At 65.7% G+C, this 20,411-nt stretch carries 20 protein-coding genes; 1 reads left to right on the top strand and 19 read right to left on the bottom strand.

Features of this window, described 5'->3' with window-relative positions:
- Positions 1–166: 166 nt before the first annotated feature.
- The 10 genes from WN73_RS08565 to WN73_RS08520 all read right to left on the bottom strand — a co-directional run bounded on the left by WN73_RS08565 (position 167) and on the right by WN73_RS08520 (position 10,102).
- Complete coding sequence (locus WN73_RS08565) at positions 167–1,780, bottom strand: ABC-F family ATP-binding cassette domain-containing protein (RefSeq protein WP_271552337.1); 1,614 nt, start codon at positions 1,778–1,780, stop codon at positions 167–169.
- Positions 1,781–1,942: 162 nt separating this feature from the next.
- Positions 1,943–2,290: a RidA family protein gene (locus WN73_RS08560; protein ID WP_271552336.1), complete on the bottom strand. Its 348-nt coding sequence runs from the start codon at positions 2,288–2,290 to the stop codon at positions 1,943–1,945.
- Between the two features lie 15 nt (positions 2,291–2,305).
- On the bottom strand, positions 2,306–3,427 hold the full coding sequence (locus WN73_RS08555) for an NAD(P)/FAD-dependent oxidoreductase (RefSeq protein ID WP_271552335.1): 1,122 nt from the start codon (positions 3,425–3,427) through the stop codon (positions 2,306–2,308).
- Entirely contained in the window at positions 3,424–4,842 is a 1,419-nt protein-coding gene (locus WN73_RS08550) for an FAD/NAD(P)-dependent oxidoreductase (protein WP_271552333.1), read from the bottom strand. The genes WN73_RS08555 and WN73_RS08550 overlap by 4 nt, the downstream gene beginning before the upstream one ends.
- Positions 4,839–5,135: a (2Fe-2S)-binding protein gene (locus WN73_RS08545; RefSeq protein WP_011089927.1), complete on the bottom strand. Its 297-nt coding sequence runs from the start codon at positions 5,133–5,135 to the stop codon at positions 4,839–4,841. The genes WN73_RS08550 and WN73_RS08545 overlap by 4 nt, the downstream gene beginning before the upstream one ends.
- Before the next feature lie 27 nt (positions 5,136–5,162).
- Positions 5,163–6,299, bottom strand: coding sequence for an NAD(P)/FAD-dependent oxidoreductase (locus tag WN73_RS08540; RefSeq protein ID WP_271552332.1), 1,137 nt, complete (start codon positions 6,297–6,299; stop codon positions 5,163–5,165).
- Positions 6,300–6,307: 8 nt separating this feature from the next.
- Positions 6,308–7,114, bottom strand: coding sequence for an ABC transporter permease (locus tag WN73_RS08535; protein ID WP_011089929.1), 807 nt, complete (start codon positions 7,112–7,114; stop codon positions 6,308–6,310).
- Positions 7,111–8,010: an ABC transporter permease gene (locus tag WN73_RS08530; protein ID WP_011089930.1), complete on the bottom strand. Its 900-nt coding sequence runs from the start codon at positions 8,008–8,010 to the stop codon at positions 7,111–7,113. Before WN73_RS08530 ends, WN73_RS08535 begins: the two co-directional genes overlap by 4 nt.
- Positions 8,007–9,044, bottom strand: a complete 1,038-nt coding sequence (locus WN73_RS08525) for an ABC transporter ATP-binding protein (RefSeq protein WP_060910221.1) — start codon at positions 9,042–9,044, stop codon at positions 8,007–8,009. Before WN73_RS08525 ends, WN73_RS08530 begins: the two co-directional genes overlap by 4 nt.
- 23 nt (positions 9,045–9,067) lie before the next feature.
- Positions 9,068–10,102, bottom strand: coding sequence for an ABC transporter substrate-binding protein (locus WN73_RS08520; RefSeq protein WP_271552329.1), 1,035 nt, complete (start codon positions 10,100–10,102; stop codon positions 9,068–9,070).
- A gap of 276 nt (positions 10,103–10,378) precedes the next feature.
- Here WN73_RS08520 and WN73_RS08515 point away from each other — a divergent pair, with 276 nt between their 5' ends.
- Positions 10,379–11,278 (top strand): LysR substrate-binding domain-containing protein, encoded by a 900-nt coding sequence (locus WN73_RS08515; RefSeq protein ID WP_028172978.1) that lies wholly within the window; start codon positions 10,379–10,381, stop codon positions 11,276–11,278.
- 210 nt (positions 11,279–11,488) lie between these two features.
- On the opposite strand, the gene WN73_RS08510 is transcribed toward WN73_RS08515, so the two are convergent.
- From WN73_RS08510 to WN73_RS08470, 9 genes are read right to left on the bottom strand one after another with little or no spacing between them, the layout of a single operon-like run.
- Positions 11,489–12,862 carry an amidohydrolase family protein gene (locus WN73_RS08510; RefSeq protein ID WP_271552328.1) on the bottom strand — a complete coding sequence of 458 codons (1,374 nt, stop codon included), beginning with the start codon at positions 12,860–12,862 and terminating at the stop codon, positions 11,489–11,491.
- Positions 12,859–14,442: an ABC transporter substrate-binding protein gene (locus tag WN73_RS08505; RefSeq protein WP_271552327.1), complete on the bottom strand. Its 1,584-nt coding sequence runs from the start codon at positions 14,440–14,442 to the stop codon at positions 12,859–12,861. Before WN73_RS08505 ends, WN73_RS08510 begins: the two co-directional genes overlap by 4 nt.
- 22 nt (positions 14,443–14,464) lie before the next feature.
- Positions 14,465–15,121 carry an aspartate/glutamate racemase family protein gene (locus WN73_RS08500; RefSeq protein WP_271552325.1) on the bottom strand — a complete coding sequence of 219 codons (657 nt, stop codon included), beginning with the start codon at positions 15,119–15,121 and terminating at the stop codon, positions 14,465–14,467.
- An 8-nt stretch (positions 15,122–15,129) separates the two neighbouring features.
- Positions 15,130–16,014, bottom strand: a complete 885-nt coding sequence (locus tag WN73_RS08495; protein WP_271552324.1) for a polysaccharide deacetylase family protein — start codon at positions 16,012–16,014, stop codon at positions 15,130–15,132.
- Positions 16,001–16,816 (bottom strand): ABC transporter substrate-binding protein, encoded by an 816-nt coding sequence (locus tag WN73_RS08490; RefSeq protein ID WP_271552323.1) that lies wholly within the window; start codon positions 16,814–16,816, stop codon positions 16,001–16,003. Before WN73_RS08490 ends, WN73_RS08495 begins: the two co-directional genes overlap by 14 nt.
- Positions 16,817–16,832: 16 nt before the next feature.
- Complete coding sequence (locus WN73_RS08485; protein ID WP_271552322.1) at positions 16,833–17,597, bottom strand: amino acid ABC transporter ATP-binding protein; 765 nt, start codon at positions 17,595–17,597, stop codon at positions 16,833–16,835.
- The gene (locus tag WN73_RS08480) at positions 17,594–18,451 is read right to left on the bottom strand and encodes an amino acid ABC transporter permease (protein WP_271552321.1); all 858 of its coding nucleotides are present in this window, start codon (positions 18,449–18,451) and stop codon (positions 17,594–17,596) included. The genes WN73_RS08485 and WN73_RS08480 overlap by 4 nt, the downstream gene beginning before the upstream one ends.
- Positions 18,448–19,275: an ABC transporter substrate-binding protein gene (locus WN73_RS08475; protein WP_271552320.1), complete on the bottom strand. Its 828-nt coding sequence runs from the start codon at positions 19,273–19,275 to the stop codon at positions 18,448–18,450. The genes WN73_RS08480 and WN73_RS08475 overlap by 4 nt, the downstream gene beginning before the upstream one ends.
- A gap of 32 nt (positions 19,276–19,307) precedes the next feature.
- On the bottom strand, positions 19,308–20,264 hold the full coding sequence (locus WN73_RS08470) for an N-carbamoyl-D-amino-acid hydrolase (protein WP_074077758.1): 957 nt from the start codon (positions 20,262–20,264) through the stop codon (positions 19,308–19,310).
- Positions 20,265–20,411: the final 147 nt, after the last annotated feature.

Below are 20,411 nucleotides of genomic sequence, written 5' to 3'. Positions count from 1 at the left end.
ACCCGGTTCCGACGCGGTAGTTTCCCGGAGTGGAAAAGTGGTGAGATACGCGTCACAACAATGGCATTGCGATTACCGATTGATAGTCAATCTTTCCGCCCGACGCGCTGGGGGCAGGGCGTCGGGCTTTTGAAAATCTCCGCGATATCCGGACGGCGAGGCGGGATCAGAGGATCCGGCCATCGGCGCCAGGCACCTCGGCGGCCAAATCGAGCCGCCGCGTAATCCTTATCGCCTGCAAGAATGCCTCGTCATGACTGACGACAAGCAACGCGCCATCATACGCCCGCAAGCCCGCTTCGACGGCTTCGATGGACGCGATATCCAGATGGTTGGTCGGCTCGTCCAGGATCAGCAGTGAGGGCGGCGTCGCCCCGCCGAACACGCAAGCAAGACCGGCACGAAGCAGCTGTCCGCCGCTCAGGCTCCCGGCGATCTGCAAGGCAGCGTCGGCGCGAAACATGAAGCGCGCAAGGGCGGCATGGCACGCATTCATGCCCGCCTCTGGATTGAGGCGCCTGAAATTGTCCAGGATCGAGATCGCGGGATCGAGCAGGCTGACCGTCTGGTCGAACAGCGCGAACTCGGGCTTGACCCTCACCGTGCCCACGAGGGGGCACATCTCGCCGGCAATGAGCTTCAGTAGCGTCGTCTTGCCTGAACCATTTGGCCCGACCACCGCCACACGCTCCGGCCCGACGATCGTGAACGACAGATCCCGCAGGATCGCGCGCTCCGGACGATAGCCGGCGCTGACCCGATCGAGCCAAACCACCTCCCTCCCCGCCGGCAGGTTTGTCGACGGCAATCTCACGGACAACGGCTGGAGAATCTCGATGCGCCGGCGCGCCGTGTCGACGGCCTCGAGCGCTTCCGCGCGCCGCCGCTCGGCAACTTGCGCCGTCTTTCCGCCGGTGTCCTCGCTGCGATCCTTGCGCGCGCCGGCCAGGATGCGCGGCATGTCGCCCTTGGCACGCTTCTTCCTGCCGCCGCTGTCCTTGCGCGCCTTCCTCTCCACAGCCTCCTGCGCCTTGCCGTCGATCTCGGACAGCCGCTTCTCGGCATAAGCAAGGTCGTGCCTGACGGCAGCGAGCTCGACGGCCTTCTGCTCGCGGTACCTGCTCCAATTGCCGCCGTATCGCGTTGCTCCGAGCGACGTCAACTCGACGATCGCGTCCATGGTTTCGAGCAGGCCCCGATCGTGGCTGACGACGATCGCGCCGCCGCGCCAAGCGGCGAGGAGATCGATCACGGCCCTGCGTCCGTCCCGGTCGAGGTTGTTGGTGGGCTCATCCAGCAGCAGGAAGTCGGGCTCGGCGAACACCAGCGCGGCAAGACGAACCCGCGTCGTCCGGCCACCGGACAGGCAGGACAGCTCCGTATCGGGAGCAAGATCGAACCCGACGCGCGCCAGCGCGGTTTCGAGCCGCGCTTCGAGAGTCCAGTCGATCGCAGCGATGTCGTCGGCGGAGGCATCGCCCCGCGCCGCACGGCCAAGCAGCTTCAGCGCTTCCCGCACGCCGAACAGATCGGCCACGGTCGCACCCGCAAGCAGTTGAACGTCCTGGCGCAGCAGGCCGACGGTTCCGTTGGTCAGAATGCGCCCGGACTGAGGAACATGTTCCCGGCAAATCGACGCCAGCAGTGTGGATTTCCCGACGCCGTTGCGGCCGACGAGACCGGTTCGCTCGGCCGCGAATGTCAGATCGATATTGGAAAAAAGAGAACGGCCGTCAGGCGTGGACAGCGACAGGTTCGACAGGATGATGGAAGCAGGCATGAAATTCCCCGTGAGCAAGGCGGATCGGCGTTGCGGTCGGGGTGAAATCCATGGCTGCGAAGTTCCTGATTGAGATGCCTCTACCTAGTCCGGCAGAGGCGCAAGATCAAGCCAAAGGGACGACAGCGCGTCGCGCGCTGCCGTCCTCGTCGAAGAATGCCGTCAACCCTTGAGGGCGGTGACCACGACTTCGATCAACGCGCTGCCGCCGAGATCGGCGACGCCGACGGTGGCGCGGGTCGGCAGATTGTCGCCGAAGAACTCGGTCCAGGCCGCGTCCATCTCCTTCTTCTTGGAAAGATCCGTGACGAAAATCGAGGCGCTGACGACGCGGCTCTTGTCGGTGCCGGCCTCTTTCAGATAGCCGGCGATCTTGCCGAGAATATTGCGGGTCTGATCGCCCATCGAAACCGACGTGTCGTCGGCGATGGTGCCGCCGAGGAAGATGAAGCCGTTGGCCTCGACGGCGCGGTGCATGATGGGCGTGCGGATGCTGCGGGTGATGCTCATGATGTCCTCTTGTTGCTAGAGCGTGGAAGGGTGGAAACGGTCGATGCCGAGATCACTGATGCGTGTCTGGGTGCCACCGTTGACGATCAGCTCCGCCATCACGGCGCCGGCGCCGGGACCGAGCTGGAAGCCGTGCAGCGAGAAGCCGAACTGGTGATAGAGACCCTTGTGCCGCGAACTCGGCCCGAACACGGGGATGTCGTCCTTCATCTTGGCCTCGATGCCGGCCCAGGCACGAACGATCGTCGCGCTGCGCATCACCGGAAACAGCTCGAACACGGTGCGCGCGCTGATCGCGAGGCTCTTCCAGTCCAGCACCGTCTCATTGCGGTCCTGATAGGGCGTCGCGAGATGCCCGCCGCCGATCAGCACGGTGCCGTTCGAGAACTGCTTGAAGGACAGCTTGCGGCCACGCAGGATCACGACGGGATCGATGAAGTGCGGCACGCGCGAGGTGATCATCAGCATCGGGGCCACGGTTTCGACCGGCACCGGTTCGCCGAGCGCGGCGGCGATCTTTCCAGCCCAGGCGCCGGCTGCGTTGACCAGCACCGGCGCGGCATAGGTGTCGGAGCCGACATCGACGTACCAGAGGCCGTCGCTGTAGCGGATGTTGCTGGCCGCCACGCCCTCGCGCACGGTCGCGCCGAGCTGTTCGGCCTTGCGGCGGAACGCGGTCGTCGTTTGCGCAGGATTGGCCGCGCCGTCACGGCGCGAGACCACGCCACCGGGACAGGTCTCGGCCACCGCAGGCACCAGCCGCCGCAGCTCAGTGGCGTCGATCAGCTCTTCATGGGTGAAGCCGAGCGCATTGAGCTCGGCGACGCGCGCGCGGCAGACCGCGAGCTCTTCCTCGTTCTCGGCGACCAGCACCTGGCCGTGGCTCTCGAAGCTGCAATCGTCGTCGAGGAGGTCGGTGATCCTCTCCCAGATCCCCATCGAGCGGATCGAGAGCGGGATCTCCGGGATGTGCCGCGCAAGCTGGCGCACGCCGCCGGCATTGACGCCGGAAGCATGCCGGCCGGCATAGTCCTTCTCGATCAGCACCGGCTTCAGGCCGGCGAGGCACAGATGCAGCGTGGTCGAGCATCCGTGGATGCCGCCGCCAATGACGATCGCATCCACGTTTCCAGTCATCCGCGCACCACGGCCTTGACGTCGTCCTCGGTCTTGGGAACGGCGGCAAGCTCGGCGAGCGTGATCGGCTTCACTGGCGCACGCAGCCGGTAATAGCCGATCTCCTGCGGGCTCTTGGCCCGGGCCTGCGCCATCAGCTCGGTGACGGTGAGGCCGCAGAGCCGGCCCTGGCACGGGCCCATGCCGGTGCGGCGATAGGCCTTGAGCTGGTTCGGCCCGGTCGCGCCGATCGCGACGGAATCGAGAACATCCTTTGCGGTCACCTCCTCGCAGCGGCAGACGATGGTATCGCCTGAGGGAATGCGGAACTGCGGCGCCGGGCGGAACAGCGTGTCGAGAAAAGTGCGGCCGCGCTCGGCCTTGGCGAGAGCGGCGCGGAGCGTTGCCATCGATGCGAGCTTCGCGGCAGCCGCGGGCGCCAACGCTTCCACCGCCGCGCGCGCCGCGATGCGGCCGCGGACCACGGCGGCATTGGCACCGCCGATGCCGGCGCCGTCGCCGGCGATCGCGATACCAGCGACCGACGATGAGCCGTTCGCATCGAGCACGGGCGACCAGCACAATTGCAGCTCGTCCCAACGATGCTCGACACCGGCTGCCATCGCCAGATTGACGTTGGGCACGACGCCCTGATGCAGCAGCAGAAGATCGACCGCAAGCGTCTCGCGCTTGCCGCCGGCGACATAGCTCACATTGGCAAGCTGGCCGTCACCCGACGCGGAGAGCTCCGTGACGCCGGAGACGACCTGCACCTTCGCCTTCACCTCGCGCATCATCGACAGGCCCTTGGCGAAATAGGGCGAGGTCAGGAAGGCGAAGGCATGCGGCAGCGCCGCGAAATAATTGCCGCGCTCGGTGGTGTCGAGGATGCGGTCGATGCGGCCGCCAAGCCGCAAAATCTGCGCGGCGAGCAGCCAGAGCAGCGGCCCCTGCCCCGCGATCACGGTGCGGCCATCCGGCACCAGCGCCGATGATTTCAGCATGGTCTGCGCGGCGCCCGCGGTCATCACGCCTGGCAGCGTCCAGCCCGGAATCGGGAACGGCCGCTCCAGCGCGCCGGTCGCCAGGATCACGCGCTTTGCCTTGACGAAGGCCGAAGCACCGCCGACGGAGACGGCGATGTCGAGATTGCGGTCGAGGCTCCAGACCGTCGCACGCTGAATCACTTCCGCATTGCTCGCGCGCAGTGACTGCACGAGATCGGCTCCGACCCAATAATCGGCGCCGAGCTGGTTGCGGTCGGTCACGGGTGTCGAGGAGATCGCACGAAATACCTGACCGCCGGGGCCGATATTCTCGTCGAGCAGCAGCGTCGACAGGCCGGCCTCGGCCGATGTCGCAGCGGCGGCAAGTCCGGCGGGCCCGGCGCCAATCACCACGACGTCGTAATCTTCGCGCTTGGGAGCCACAGTCATCTTCCGATCTCCCGCTTGCCCTTCTGGATCTCGATCTGCATGCCCTCGGCAACGGGCACGATGCAGCCCTGCCGGTTGCCGACGCCGTCGATGGTGACGAGGCAGTCGAAGCACACGCCCATCATGCAGTAAGGAAGACGCGGCGCGCCGCTCACCGCGGTGGAACGCCGTGCATCCTGGCCGGAGGCCAATAGCGCGGCGGAGACGGTGTCACCCTGGCGCGCCGCGACGGCAACGCCATCGACGAAGATCTGCACTTGCGGGCGTTTGTCCTGTTCGGATCGTCTAAACATGGGATGCCTCTTGGCTCCTTGATATCTCTAGTAGCCGCTGTTGTTCGCAGCGCCATCGCCGCCAAAACGGCGCGCGGAGAACGCGCCGATCAGCTCCGGCTCGAGCGCGCCCTGCGCCACCATGCGCGCGATCTCGAAGGCGTGGTTGGAGGCGAGCGTCACGCCGGAATGGCAGCAGGCGACGAAGGCGCCGGGATGCGTTTCCGACTGGTCATAGATCGGAAAGCCGTCCTGCGGCATGACGCGGATGCCGGCCCAGCTTCTGACCACGTTGAGCCGCGACAGATGCGGGAACATGCGCTGCGCGCGATCGGTCATCACCGCGCTGATCGAATGCTTCAGCGTGCGATCGTCCAGCTCGTCCTCCTTGCTGTCGCCGATCATCACCGTGCCCTCGTCGGTCTGGCGGATCGTGGTCAGCGGATGCGGCAGGAACGGCATGGTGCGTTCGGTCACCACGATCTGGCCGCGGGTCGGGCCCATCGGCGCGTAGAGGCCGACCATCGGCGCGAGCGTCTGGTTGGCATTGCCCGCGGCAAGCACGATCTTGGCGGCACGAAGCTCGCCTTTCGGCGTGGTCAGGCGGAATTCGCCGCCGCTCTTGCTGATCGCCGAAACCGGTCGCTCCGGAAGATAATCGATGCCGAACGCCATAAAGCCGGTGTGGAAGGCGCGGAACGTGCGCAGCGAATTGACGTGGCCGTCGAGCGGACAATAGCTGCCACCGGAAACTTCCGGCCCGATCAGCGGCAGCGCCTTCTTCACCTCGGACGCCGGCAGCATCTCCATCTTGTAGTCGGCGGCGCCGACCTGGTTGTGCATGCGCTTGACGAGCTCGGTGCGCTGGCCGAATTCGTCCTCGCCGAGGGTGAGATGGAAGCCGCCATTTTGTTGCAGCGAGACATCGAGGCCGGTCTGCTGCTTCAGCTCGGAGGCAAGCCGGCCCCATGCCTGCGACGCCTGCACGGTCCACACCGTATAGGCCGGCATGCCCAGGCCCTTGCTCTGCACCCAGACCAGCGCAAAATTGGCGCGCGAGGCGCGCTTGGTGATGTCGCCTTCGTCGAGCACGGCGACCTTCTTGCCGAGCCGGCCGAGGCCCCAGGCAATGGCGGAGCCGAGCAACCCGCCGCCGACGACGGCGACGTCGTATTCTCCTGACATGAGTTCTCCTATCGTCCCGTATCGCCCTTGCCGGCGAGCACACGGTCGAGCCCGTAGAAGCGGTCGAGCAGAATGAGGGCGGTCATGGTGATCGCGATCACGCAGGCCGAGACCGACGTCACCAGCGGATCGATGTTGTCCTGGATATAAAGGAACATGCGCACCGGCAACGTCTCGGTTCCGGGCGCCGCGAGGAAGACGGTCATGGTGAGATCGTCAAAGGACTGGATGAAGGCCAGCGCCCAGCCGCTGATGACGCCGGGCAGGATCAGCGGCAAGGTCACGCGGCGGAACAGCGTCCAGCCGCCGGCGCCGAGCGAGACCGCCGCCATCTCGACCGAAAGGTCCATGCCGGTCGCGGCCGCAAGCGTCAGCCGCAGCGCGAACGGAAACACGATGATGACATGCGCGATGATCAGCGCCGCGAAGCTGCCGCCGAGGCCGGCGGAGGTGAAGAAGCGCAGGAAGGCGATGCCGAGCACGACATGCGGGATCATCAGCGGCGACAGGAACAGCGCCGCCAGCGCATCACGGCCGCGGAAGCGATAGCGCGCGATCGCGAGCGCCGCGGGCACCGCGAACAACAGCGCCACGAGGGACGACAGCGCGCCGAGCCCGAGGCTGACCCAGAAGGCGTGAATGAATTCAGGATAGTTCGCGATGGTCCTGAACCAGCGCAGCGAAAAGCCGTTGGTCGGCAGCGACAGGAAGCCTTCGGGCGTGAAGGCGACGAGGCAGACCACCAGGATCGGCGCCACCATGACGATGACGAAGACGGTGTGGAAGATCAGCGCCAGGGGGCCGTTCCGTCTCATCGGAACACCTCCGCGTAGCGTCGCTCGATCAGCGCATTGCTGCCGACGACGATCAAGACCAGCGCAACCAGCAGCAGCGTCGCGACAGCCGCACCGAGCGGCCAGTTCAGCGTGTTCAGGAACTCGTCATAGGCCAGCGTCGCCGCAACCTTGAGCCGACGGCCGCCGATGATCGCGGGCGTCGCAAAGGCGCTGGCCGAGAGCGAGAACACGATGATCGCGCCCGACAGCACACCCGGCATGATCTGCGGCATGATGATCCGGCGAATAGTGGTGATCGGACCTGCACCAAGCGACATCGCGGCGTTCTCGATCTGCGGATCGAGCCGCTGAAGCGCGGCCCACACCGACAGCACCATGAACGGCATCATCACATGCGCCAGCGCGATCACCATGCCGGTCTCGGTGAACATGAAGGGAATCGGTGCACGGATCAGCCCGGCCGACATCAGGAGCTTGTTGACGAGCCCGTTGTTGCCGCCGAACAGCAGCGCCCAGCCGAGCGTCCTCGCCACCACCGAGATCAGCAGCGGTCCGAGGATCACGAGCAGGAAGAAGCTCTTCCAGCGTCCGCTCATGCGGTTGAGGATATAGGCTTCGGGCGCACCTAGCAGGGCCGTGAGGAGAGTCGTCAGGATCGCGATGCGAAACGTCCGCCAGAACATTTCGGCGTAGTAGGGATCGGTCGCGATCTCGTGCCAGTTCTTCAGGATGAAGACCGGCTCGATGCCCTTGTACTGGCCCCAATCGTGGAACGACAACATCACGGTCATCGCGAGCGGAATCAGTAGCACGCCGACGAACAGCATCAAGGCGGGCGCGGAGAGTACCCATGGCGCGCGTGCGATGCGCGCATCGGCGGCCCCCGGCGGAGCCGTGTCTGCGACCGCACTCATGCGGCAGCTCCGCGCACGCTCATGTCCTCAGGCCGCCAGGCAAGACGAACGGTCTCGCCTTCGGCCGGCTGTGACTGGCCGTCATTCTGGCGGATCACGATCGCAGGACCGCATTCGCTGTCGCACTGGAACAGCCAGTGATTGCCCTGGAAAATGCGCGTGACGATCTTTGCGCTGAGGCCCGCATCGCCAAAACCAATTCTTTCAGGGCGAATGCTGACGGTGACGGGACCGCTGAGGCCAACTGGTGCCGGCGCGCTCCAGGAGCCCGCCACCAGCTTCGCGGGCGCCGTGGCCCGATCGATCGTCGCGGCAAAGTCGTTGGTCTTGCCGAGAAACTGCGAGACGAAGGCCGAGGCCGGCTTCTCATAGGTCTCCTGCGGCGTGCCGATCTGCTCGATCTTACCCTGGCTCATCACCACGATGCGGTCGGACAGCGACATCGCCTCGTTCTGGTCGTGCGTGACCAGGATCGTGGTGGTGCCGATGGTGCGCTGGATCTGGCGCAGCTCGATCTGCATCTCCTCGCGCAGCTTGGCGTCGAGGTTCGACAGCGGCTCGTCGAGCAGCAGCACGCTCGGCTTGATCACCAGCGCACGCGCCAGCGCCACGCGCTGTTGCTGGCCGCCGGACATGCGGCGCGGATGGCGATCCTCGTAGCCGGCGAGGCCGACCATCGCGAGCGCAGCGCGAACGCGCTCGGCCCTTTCGGCGCGCGGCACCTTGCGCATCTCGAGGCCGAAGGCGACGTTCTCCGCCGCGGTCATGTGCGGAAACAGCGCGTAGCTCTGGAACACGATGCCGAGGCCACGCCTGGCCGGATGGATCGCGGTCAGGTCCTTGCCCTCGAGGCGAATCGCGCCGCGCGTGGGATCGAGGAAGCCCGCGATCATCTGCAGGGTCGTGGTCTTGCCGCAGCCGGACGGGCCGAGGAAGGAGATGAACTCCCCCTTCCCCACCGACAGACTGAAGTCATCGACCACAGTCTGTGCTCCGAACTGCTTGGCGACCCGATCGAGCTCGAGATAGGCCATGACGCTGTCTCCGCCGCGAACGATTAGCGTTCGACTTCGCGATTCCAGCGCTTGGTCCACTCCTCGCGCTTCTCGTTGATGACCGTCCAGTCCGGATTATAGAGCTTTGCCGCGCGCTCGCCGATCGGCGCCATCTTGCCGAGCTCCGGCGGGATCGCCAGCGATTTCAGCACCGGGCCATAGCCGTAATCCTTGAGCATCACGAGCTGGATTTTTGGATCGAGCAACATCTTGACGAAGCTGGACGCGAGCGGCGAAGCGTTCGGCTTGGTGATCGGACAGGCCGTCGTCAGCAGCGTCGCCGCGCCTTCCTTGGGATAGACGAAGTCGACGGGGAAGCCGGTGTTGGCGAAGCTCTGCACACGGCCGGTGCCCCACACCGCGATCACGGCCTGGCCGGACTGGAACAGCTCGGTCATCTTGCCCGGCGACGGCTCATAGGCGAGCACGTTCGGATTGATCTGCTCCTTGAAGATCTTGAAGCCGGAATCGACGTTGGACTCGCCGCCGCCGTTCATCTTCGACAGCATCACCAGCGCTTCGAGACCGTAGGTGTTGTTGATCGGCGGGATGACGAGCTGCTTGGCGTATTTCGTGTCCTTCAAGTCGTTCCACGAGGTCGGCGGCGCCCAACCTTTCTCGGCAAACACCTTGGTGTTGTACATCAGCCCGGTCGCGACGATGCCGATCGCTACAGCGCGATCGTCCTTGAAGCGGGCGGTGTCGTAGAGATCGGTGGGCAGGCCCTCGAGCTTGCCGCAGAAGCCGAGCTGGATCGCCTGGTACATCGGGCCGTCATCGACGATGGCGACGTCGATCTGCTGGTTGCCCTTCTGCGCCTGAAGCTTGGCCAGCGTGTCGGTGGAGTTGCCGGCGACGTATTCGACCTTGACGCCGTTCTCCTTCTCGAAGGCCGGGATCACCTCGTCGCGAATGGTCTTCTCGAACGAGCCGCCATAGCCGGCGACATAGAGCGTTCTCTGCTGGGCCGAGGCGGCCGAAGAGGCGGCAACGAGAGCCGCGATGCTGACCGCTGTCAGAAGGCGAAAAGTCTTCATGTGGACCGATCTCCAATACCGGAATGAGGTGACGCGCCGACGTGTCTCGCTGACTGAAGCGCCTTCCGCATCTCCTTCCGCGCAAATTCCTCCCCGATCAGGGCTCCGGCCCCCGTTCGGCGGGTTTTGGCGCGATCTGGAGGTCCAAACCCCTCCAATCTGCCGAAAAAGCGGGCTGTCTCCAGTCCTGATGAAAAAGATCGCAAACCTATACTTCCATCGTCCAATGAATAATGGCACCCTCTGCATGCCTAAATGTTATGAATGGAATTTGGTATGGCCCGGATCAATTCGCGGCAGGTGGAGGCCTTCCGCGCGACGATGCTGACCGGCAGCGTGACCGAGGCGGCGGCGCTGATGACCGTGACGCAGCCGGCGGTCAGCCGGCTGCTGCGCGACTTCCAGGCGCTGTTGAAAATGGAGCTGTTCGAGCGGCGCGGTACCGGCCTCGTACCGACTGCCGCGGCGATGGCGCTTTACACCGAGGTGGAGCGCTCCTTCGTCGGACTCGAACGCATCACTGCCGCGGCTGAAGAAATCCGCGGCCGCCGCACCGGGTCGTTGCGGATCGCCGCGCTGCCGGCGCTCTCGAACGGCTATCTGCCGCGGCTCGCCGGGCATTTCCTGAAGGAGCGCCCCAACCTCAACCTCGCCTTCTTCGGGGTGATCTCGCCGATCGTGGTCGACTGGGTGCTGAACAATCAATGCGACATCGGCTTTGCCGAGGTGCCGATCGCCCATTCCGGCCTGCCGAGTCTGCGGCTGCCGGCGCTGGCGCGCGTCGCAGTGCTGCCGACCGGTCATCGCCTCGCGGAGAAAGAGGTGCTGGAGCCGCGCGATTTCGAGGGCGAGACGTTCATCTCGCTGTCGGCGGGATCGTCGAGCCGGCACCTCGTCGACCAGGTCTTCCATCGCCATGATGTCCGCCGCGTGCTGCGGGTGGAGACCACGCTGTCGGAGATCATGTGCGGCATGGTGTCGTCAGGACTTGGCGTCGCGATCTGCGATCCCTTCACCGCGCAGGAATTCTCCACCCGCGGCGTCGTGGTGCGCCGCTTCCTGCCGCGCATCGACTTCGAATTCTCCGCGGTCTTTCCGGCGCAGCGCAGCCCCTCGCCGGTGGCGCTGGATCTGGTCGAGACCATGCGCAAGGCGCTCGCGGAGTTTGAGGATTAGAATACCTTTGGATTGAAACGATTTGGGGATTGAAACGATTTGGCCACAGGCTCGCTTCAACCTCTCCCGCTTGCGGGGGAGGTCGGCGCGAAGCGCCGGGTGGGGGCTCTCTCCACACGGGGAGTGTCCCTGTGTGGAGACAACCCTCTCCCCTGCCCTCTCCCGCAAGCGGGAGAGGGAGCGCACCGTCTTCGTAGCACCGGCAGCCTCTCAGCCGTTGAACGCCGCCTGCGCCTCCGGCAGGTCCCAGATCTTGCCGATCGCAGCGCTGCCGGCGGCGGTGATCGCCGCTTCGTCGGCGCCGAGATAGCGGCCGCCTTCAACCAGCACGCGGCCGTCGACTATGACCTGATCGATATTGGCGCGGTTGGCGAGCGCGATCAGCGCGCGACGCGAATCGAACAGCGGCTGGAGATGCGGATGGGTGAGATCGACCACCGTGAGGTCGGCGGTCGCGCCCGGCTCGATCCGGCCGAGGTCCGGCCGCTTGACGACGTCGGCGGCGACCGCCGTGTTCGCTTCGATCAACTCCGGTGAATTGGCGACATCGGCGCGCTTGGACGTGATCTTGGAGATCAGCGAGGCCGCATTGAGTTCGCCGAGCAGATCCATGTTGTAGCCGTCGGTGCCGACCACGGTGCGCACGCCGTGCTCGGCGAAGCGGCTGAATGCGGCGGTGACGCCGGCACGCGCGAACACGCGCGGGCAATTCAGCACGGTCATGCCGCGCGCGGCCATCAGCTTGAGATCGTCGTCGGTGCTGAACATGCAATGCGCCGCCATCAGGTCGGGCGCGAGCAGGCCGAGCCAGTCCAGATACTCCGCCGGCGTGCGGCCGCCATAGCGCTTGCCGATGGTCTCGACCTCGCCGCGGCTCTGCGCCATGTGCGTCGTGATCGGCACGCCGAGCTCGCGCGCCCGCGCCGCGCAGGCCTTGAGCAGATCGGGGCCGCAGGTGTCGGTGGCGTGCGGGCTCATCGCGAGGCTGATGCGGCCGTCGCCGCGATTGTTCCAGCGCTGATAAAGCGCATCCCACGTCGCCATGTCGGCGGCACCGTCATCGCCGGAGTACTGAACCACACCATCCGAACCCGCCTTGGCGTCGGAGGTGGAGAACAGGTAGGGCGCGCCGTAGAAGCGGATGCCCATCTCTTCCGCCGCGTCGAACATCTCGGGGATCGAATTGCGGAACGGCTCCATCACCGTGGTGGCGCCGCCCTTGAGGAGCTGGAGGATGCCGAGCCGTGCGACCGCCATGCGCTCTTCCGCCGACAGGATATCCGCACCGCGCTTGGTGAGCGGCAGCAGCACCGTGTAGACGATGCTTTGATTGTTCTTGCGACCGTTGCCGTCCTCGCTGTGGCTGCGCGCCACGGCTTCAGAGAAGCAGTGATTGTGCAGGTTAAACAGGCCCGGCAGCACGAAGCGGCCGGGCCTGTCGTAGACCTCGTCCGCGCTCGGCTTGTCGCGCGTGACCGCGGCGATCTTCTTGCCTTCGACCAGGACCCAATGGTCGCGCAGCACATCCTGCGCGCCGTCTTTCCGTGACAGCACATAGCTGCCGAAGATTGCGATCGTGCTCATGCGGGGCGTACGTTCCAGAACACGGCGGTGCCGTCGAGAATGCCGGTGATGGCCTTGCGATAGGCGGTCGGCTGCTTGTACAGGCCGATCGGAATATAGGGGATTTCCTCGAACGCCACCGCCTGGATCTCGCGGCAGATGCGCTGCTGCTCGGCGAGCTCGGAGGCCGCCAGCCACTGGCTGCGCAAGGCCCCCATCTTCTCGCTCGCGTACCAGCCGGCGACTTTGCCTTCGCCGCGGATGTTGGTGTTGCCGGCCGGATTGAGCCAGTCGATGCCCTGCCAGTTGCCGACCGCCGCGCTCCAGCCACCCTGCGGAAGCGGGTCCTTCTTGAGCTGGCGCTGCAACACGACGGCGAAATCAAGCCCGGCATATTCGACGTTCATGCCGGCCTTGCGCAAGGAGTCCACGGCGATCTCGCCGAGCGGCTTCTGCGCCAGCGAGTTGGTGGGGACGAGCAGGACGATCTTCTCGCCATTGTAGCCGGCGGCCTTCAGATCCGCCTTGACCTTGGCGTAGTCGCGCGGGCCGCGGAAGACGTCGAGACCGACCTCGCTGGCCATCGGCGTGCCCGGAGCGAAATAGCCGATGGGCGACACCTGGAAGGCCGGATCGGTGCCGGCGACCGCCGTCATGAAGGCAGACTGGTCGATCGCGCCCAGCAGCGCGCGACGCACGGCGGGATTGTCGAACGGCGGCTGGAGATGATTGAGGCGCAGCATGCAGGCGTAGCCGCGGGGATCGAGGATGCGCGTGTCGATGTCGCCGGCGGCCTTGATGATCGGCAACAGGTCGTGCGGCGTGGTCTCCTGCCAGTCCTGCTCGCCGGTCTGGAGCGCGGCGACGCCGGTGCCGGCATCGGGCGTCGTGGTCCAGACCACGCGGTCGTAATGCACGATCTTCGGGCCGGCCGTCCAATCCGGCTTGCCGTCGGTGCGCGGTTGGTAGTGCTCGAACTTGGCATAGGCATTGCGGGCGCCCTGCACGCGCTCGTCGGCGAGGTAGCGGAACGGGCCACTGCCGATGACCTCGGTGAGCGGCTTGAACGGGTCCTGACTCGCCAGCCGCTCCGGCATCATGAAGCAGGCGTTGATCGCGGCCTTGCCGAGCGCCTGCGGCAGCAGCGGGAACGGACGCTTGAGGCGGAAGCGGATGGTGCGGTCATCGGCGGCGGAGAGCTCGGCGGTCGCCTCCATCAGCTCGCCGCCAAAGCCGTCGCGCGCCGCCCAGCGGCGGATGCTCGCGACGCAATCGCGGGCGAGCACGCGATCGCCGTCATGCCAGAACAGGCCGTCGCGCAGGCTCAGGTCCCATTGCAGCCCGTCACCGGAGATGACATGGCCCGACAGCATCTGCGGCGAGACCTGGAGCGAAGAGCTCATGCCGTAGAGCGTGTCGTAGACCATGAAGCCATGGTTTCGCGACACCTGTGCGGTCGAGTAGATGGGATCGACGAAGGCAAGGTCGATGACGAGAATGAAGCGCAGCGTGGACTGAGATTCAGCGCGGACGATGCCCGGCAGCGACAGCGCCGGCATGGCTGCGGCGGCCTTGAGGAGCGAACGGCGGGAGATGGGCATTACGAAGGGCTCCTGAAGGATATTACGTGTTCAACAAGACCGCGCCGATCGCAGCGGCCACCGCCTGCTGCGCCGGCTCAACCACGGGCACGCCGATCGCATCCGCGATTGCCGCGCGGTGGGACGCCATGCCGGCGCAGCCCATCACCACGACATCGGCGCGGCATTGGGTGACCAGCGCGCGGCCGGCGTCGATCAACCGGCCGCGGATGTCGGCGGCTGCCGTCTCCGCCGCGCTCGCGCCGACCGACCAGCTTCCGGCATAGCGGCTGTCCACGCCCATCACCCGCGCCATGCGCTGCTGGCGGCGGATGCTCGACGGCGACAGCGCGATGATGCCAAAACGTTCGCCCAGCATCAGCGCGCGAAAGATGCCGCATTCGGCGATACCCAGCACCGGGCGGCCACCGGCCGCCTCACGCACCGCATGCAGGCCGGGATCGCTGAAGCAGGCGAGCACGAAGGCATCCGCATCGTCGCGCGTGACGCGATTGACCAGCGGCATGACCACGCTGTCGGCATCGCGCTGCGAGCTGATGCCGGGCGGGCCCTCGGCAAGGCCGACCACCTCGATGTCAGGCCCGCCAACGATCCGCAGCGGCGCGACCGCGTCGTCGATCGCCGCCGTCACCGATGTCGAGGAGTTGGGGTTGATGACGAGGATACGGCGACGGGTCATGGCGTGGCTCAGCGGCTGCCGGCTTCGTGGCGCAGGAAGTTTTCCGCGATCTTCTCGCCGGTGGTGATCCAGACGTCGGGGCAGGACTTTGCGTAGGTCAGGAACTCGCGCAGCAGGCGCAGTCGCATCGGACGGCCGCTGCATTGCGGATGCAGCACGGTCGTCACCATCGCCCCCCAGTCGCGGACCTCATCCAGCTCGTCCTTCCACATCGAGAGCACATGCTCCTTGGGGAAGATCGAGCGCGGGCTGAAGCGCGCGGACAGGCCGTGCATCCAGTCGTCATAGCTCGCGGTCACCGGCAGCTCGATCGTGCCCGGCTTGCCGTCGGCGAGACGATGACGATAGGGCCTGACGTCGTCTCGGAACGAGGACGTATAGACGATGCCATGACGCACCAGCGCGACGCGCAGCTCCTCGGTGAACTCGCCGTAAGGCGCGCGATAGCCGGTCGGCCTGACGCCGAGCCGGCGCTTCAGCGCCTCGAAGCCACGCTCCAGCTCCTCCTCGATCCAGGGATCGCCGGGATCGGGCAACAGATGATGATAGCCGTGATGGCCGATCTCGTGGCCGGCCTTGAGGATGGATTCGGCCATCGCCGGATGCGCATCGACCGACCATCCCGTGACGAAGAACGTCGCCTTGAGATCGAGCTGGTCGAGCAGTTCCAGAAGTTTCGGCGTGCCGACACGGGCCTCATAGCCGCCATAGCTCATGGTGATGAGCCGCTGGGCGTGCACGGCGTCCTTGCTGGTCCAGGCGCTCTCCGCGTCCACGTCGAACGACAGGAACATCGCCGACTTGTATGGCTTCGGCCAGGGATAGTCCGGCGCGGGATCCGCGGTGTTGGCCGGAACGAGCGGAATGCTCTTGAGTGCCTTACTGTCCAGCATTGATGGTCGCCTTCTCTATTGCGTTATCGCTCAGTTTCCACTTCGCCAGCAGCGTACGATAGGTGCCGTCGGCGATCAGCGCATCTAGTGCCTCGACCATCGCCTGCTGCAACGCCTTTTCCTTGACCGGCAGCGCGATGCCCGTGAACTGCGTCGCGAAGGGATCGCCGACCGGCGCATAGGTGCCCGGCTCGAGGTCCATCAGATAGGGCAGCGTCTCGTTGCCCTGCACGGCGGCATCGATACGGCCCTGCCTGAGCTGCGTGCGTGCATCGGCCGAGCCGTCGGTGCCGACGAACTGGACGGGATTGCTGCCGCAGTTCTTCTGGCTCCACTTGTCGATCTCTGCGGGAAACATGGTCCGGCGGCTGGCGCCGACCTTCTTGCCGCAGAGCGCAGCCATGTCCTTGAACTCGGACGCGCGGGACTGCTGCACGAAGAATTTTGGGCCGCTGCGCAAATAATCGACGAAGGACGCGATCTCGTGCCGGCTCGCATAGTCGGTGAAACCGGACAGGATGGCATCCACCCGCCCCGTCGAAATCGACGGCATGAATTCGGCGAAGCTGGTCTCGGTCCATTCGATCTTCACACCGAGCTTGCGCCCGAGCGCCTCGCCAAGATCGATGTCGAAGCCCGTGAGCGCGCTGGTGGCGGGATCGCGGAATTCCATCGGCGGATAGTTCGGCACCAGCGCCACCTTGATGCTGCCGCGCTTGGCGATCTCCGCCGGCAGCTCGATCGCCATCACCGATGCGCTCATGGCGGCCAAGAACGCCGCCGCAACCAAAAGCCTCTTCATCACCACACCCCCAATGTCAGATCACTGCCGAAAGAAATGCCTTGGTGCGCTCCTCGCGCGGCGCGCCCAACACGTCGGAGGCGCGGCCCTGCTCGACGATCGCGCCCTGGTCCATGTAGACGACGCGGTCGGCGACCTCGCGCGCGAAGCCGAGCTCGTGCGTCACCACCATCATGGTCATGCCGCTCTTCGCCAGTTCCTTCATGACCGCGAGCACCTCGCCGACGAGCTCGGGATCGAGCGCGCTGGTCGGCTCGTCGAACAACATCAGCATCGGCTTCATGGCGAGGGCGCGCGCAATCGCGACGCGCTGCTGCTGGCCGCCGGAGAGCTGCGCGGGATACGAGTCCGCCTTGGCCGCCAGCCCGACGCGACGGAGCAGTTCGAGCGCCTCAGTGCGCACTTCGTCGGCTTTACGCCCCTGCACCTGGGTCGGGCCCTCGGTGATATTCTCCAGCGCCGTCTTGTGCGGAAACAGATTGAAGCGCTGGAACACCATGCCGGTCTTCAGCCGCTGCCGCCCGATCTCCCGTTCGGTGAGCCGATGGAGCCGCCCGCCCTGCTCGCGCACACCCAAAAGCTCGCCGTCGAGCCAGATGCCGCCGGCATCGATCGCGGCGAGCTGGTTGATGCAGCGGAGCAGTGTGGTCTTGCCGGATCCCGAGGCGCCGATCAGACACATCACCTCGCCGGGCCAGACGTCGAGCGAAACGCTCTTGAGAGCCTGGAACTCTCCAAAGCTCTTGCTGACGGAGCGGATCGCGACGAGAGGCTTTGTCATTGCGCCAGCCGCAATGTGCCGCGTGCAAAACGGCGTTCGAGCAGCATCTGGAGCGGGGTCAGGATCGATACCACGAGCAGGTACCAGAGCCCGGCGACGATCAAGAGCTCGATGACGCGGGAATTGGCGTAGTAGATGTTCTCGGCGTTGTGCAGCAGTTCCGGATACTGGATGACGCTCGCGAGCGAGGTCGCCTTCACCATACCGATGAACTCGTTGCCGAGCGGCGGGATCACCACGCGCATCGCCTGCGGCAGGACGATCCGGCGCAGCGCACGCAGCCGCCCCATGCCGATCGCCTGCGCTGCCTCATATTGCCCGATGTCGACCGACAGCATGCCGGCGCGCATCACTTCGGAGGTGTAGGCGCCCTGGTTGATGCCGAGCCCGAGCAGCGCGGCGAGGAACGGCGTCATGACGTCGACGGCGCGCGCGCTCCACAGGCCGGGAATGCCGATGGTCGGAAACACCAGTGCGAGGTTGAACCAGAGCAGCAGTTGCAGGATCAGCGGCGTGCCGCGAAACAGCCAGGTGTAGCCGGCGGCCACCGTCTTCAGCACCGGGTTGGGCGACAGCCGCATGATCGCCACGACGATGCCGAGAAAGATGCCGAGCATCATCGCCAGCACCGCCATCACCATGGTGTTGACGATGCCTTCGAGGATAACCTTCACGGTCAGGAAGCGGCTGACATAGGACCATTCGATCTGACCGTTCGCAAACGCGCGCACGATCGCCGCCAGCACGAGGACGATCAGGGCCGCGCTGAGCCAGCGGAACCAGTGCGGCTCGCGCGCGATCCGCATCCCCGACAAATCAGGGAAACCCTCCGCGAGTGCCGGCGCCGGCTTCATTGCGGCGCCGCGTTCAGCATGGGCTGGGCGACCGCGTTCGCGCCAAGGCCCCATTTGTCGAGAACGGCCTTGTAGGCGCCGTCGGCGATCATCGCCGTGAGCTTCTCGGTCACCACCTCGCGCAGGGCCGCATCGTCCTTGCGGAACATGATGCCCTGGTAGCCCTTGGCGAAGGCCTCACCGACAATGCGGTATTTGCCGGGCTCCTGCGTCTGCGCATAAGGCAGCGTCTCGCTGCCCTGCACGGCGACGTCGATGCGGCCCTGCTTGAGCTGGTTGCGGACGTCGATCGAGTTCTCGCCCGGCACGTACTGGATCGCCGGCTTGCCGGCCGCCTCGCAGTTCTGCTTGCTCCACTTCTCGATCTCGACCGGGAAGCTGGTGCTGCGGGTGGTGCCGACCTTCTTGCCGCAGAGATCCGTCGCGGCCTTCGCCTCGCTCTCCGCCATCACGAAGAACTGCGGGCCGGTCTGGAGGTAATCGACGAAATCGGCGGTCTCGCGCCGCGAGGCGCGGTCCGAGATGCCGGAGATGATGAAATCGGCGCGCTTGGTCTGGAGCGAGGGGATCAGCTCGGCGAATGGCGTCTCGCTCCAGACGATCTTGAGGCCGCCGAGCCGCTTGGCCAGCTCGCCCGCCAGATCGATGTCGAGCCCGACCAGCTCGTTGGTCGCGGGATCGCGATATTCCATCGGCGCGTAGGTGGAGTTGACCGTGAGCTTCAACGCGCCCGCCTGCTTGATCTCCGCCGGAAGCTCGGCCGCCTGCGCCGACGTCACGGCAGCCAAGGCTGCTAGGCTGAGAAAATGCGAGAGGCGTGTCATGTCAGCTCCTTTGCTAACGCCGTGCCATTTGGTCAGTCCGCATCGAGAACGGCCGGCTCGATGACGCCGGCGCGTTCGGTGATCACCCTGTATTGCTCCGGCCGCCGGTGGGCGGCGAAATTGAACATCTTGTCCTTGCCCTGGCGGCAGAGGTCGAGATCGATGTCGGCGACGACCACCTCGTCCGCCAGCGTCTGGGCCTGCGCGACGATGCGACCATTGGGATCGACGATGCAGGAGCCGCCGATCAGCCCGGAGCCGTCCTCCTCGCCCGCCTTCGCCACCGAGATCGCCCAGGTCGCGTTCATGTAGGCATTGGCCTGCGTCACCAGCGTCGAATGGAAGGTGCGCAAGGCACCGTCTTCGGTGGCGCCACCATTCGGATCGTAGGCAGCGGAATTGTAGCCGATGCAGACGAGCTCGACGCCCTGCAGGCCGAGCACGCGCCAGGATTCCGGCCAGCGGCGATCGTTGCAGATCATCATGCCCATGATGGCGTGGGCCCAGGCCGAACCGGCCCGGAAGGCGGGAAAACCGAGATCGCCATATTCGAAATAGCGCTTCTCCAGCTGCTGGTAGCGCGCACCCGGCCGCGGCTCGACCGAGCCCGGCAGATGCACCTTGCGATAGCGGCCGAGAATCTCGCCGTCACGATCGACCAGGATGGCGCAATTGTAGCGGCGGCCGTCCGGCGTCAGCTCGGCATAGCCGACATAAAAACCGACACGGAGCGCACGTGCGCGGTCGAACAGCTTGGCCACCGCCGGGTTGGGCATGCCGCGCTCGAAATATTGGTCGAGCGCCTCGCCCTCCAGCAGCCAGCGCGGAAAGAACGTGGTGAAGGCAAGCTCTGGAAACACCACGAGGCTGGCGCCGCGGCCGGCGGCCTCCTCCAGCAGCGCGAGCATGCGCGAGAGCGTATGCTCACGCGAGTCTGCTTTCTGCGTCGGGCCCATCTGGGCGGCGGCGGCGCGAAGGACACGAACCAAGATTGCCTCCAATCTGTGCGCAGTGCCGCCTCAATGGGCGAATGAACCCCTTGATGCGACGTGCAAATCCGCCGCCATTACGCGGAAACGGGGCTGCAAAATCAATTCGTTCTGCTATGATGTTTTGGCCCTGAGTATAATCGGCAG

The organism is Bradyrhizobium sp. CCBAU 45394, assembly GCF_028128655.1.
Taxonomy (GTDB): Bacteria; Pseudomonadota; Alphaproteobacteria; order Rhizobiales; family Xanthobacteraceae; genus Bradyrhizobium; species Bradyrhizobium diazoefficiens.
The sequence above is the reverse complement of the archived record's forward strand: the minus strand, read 5'-3'. Positions and strand labels throughout refer to the sequence as shown.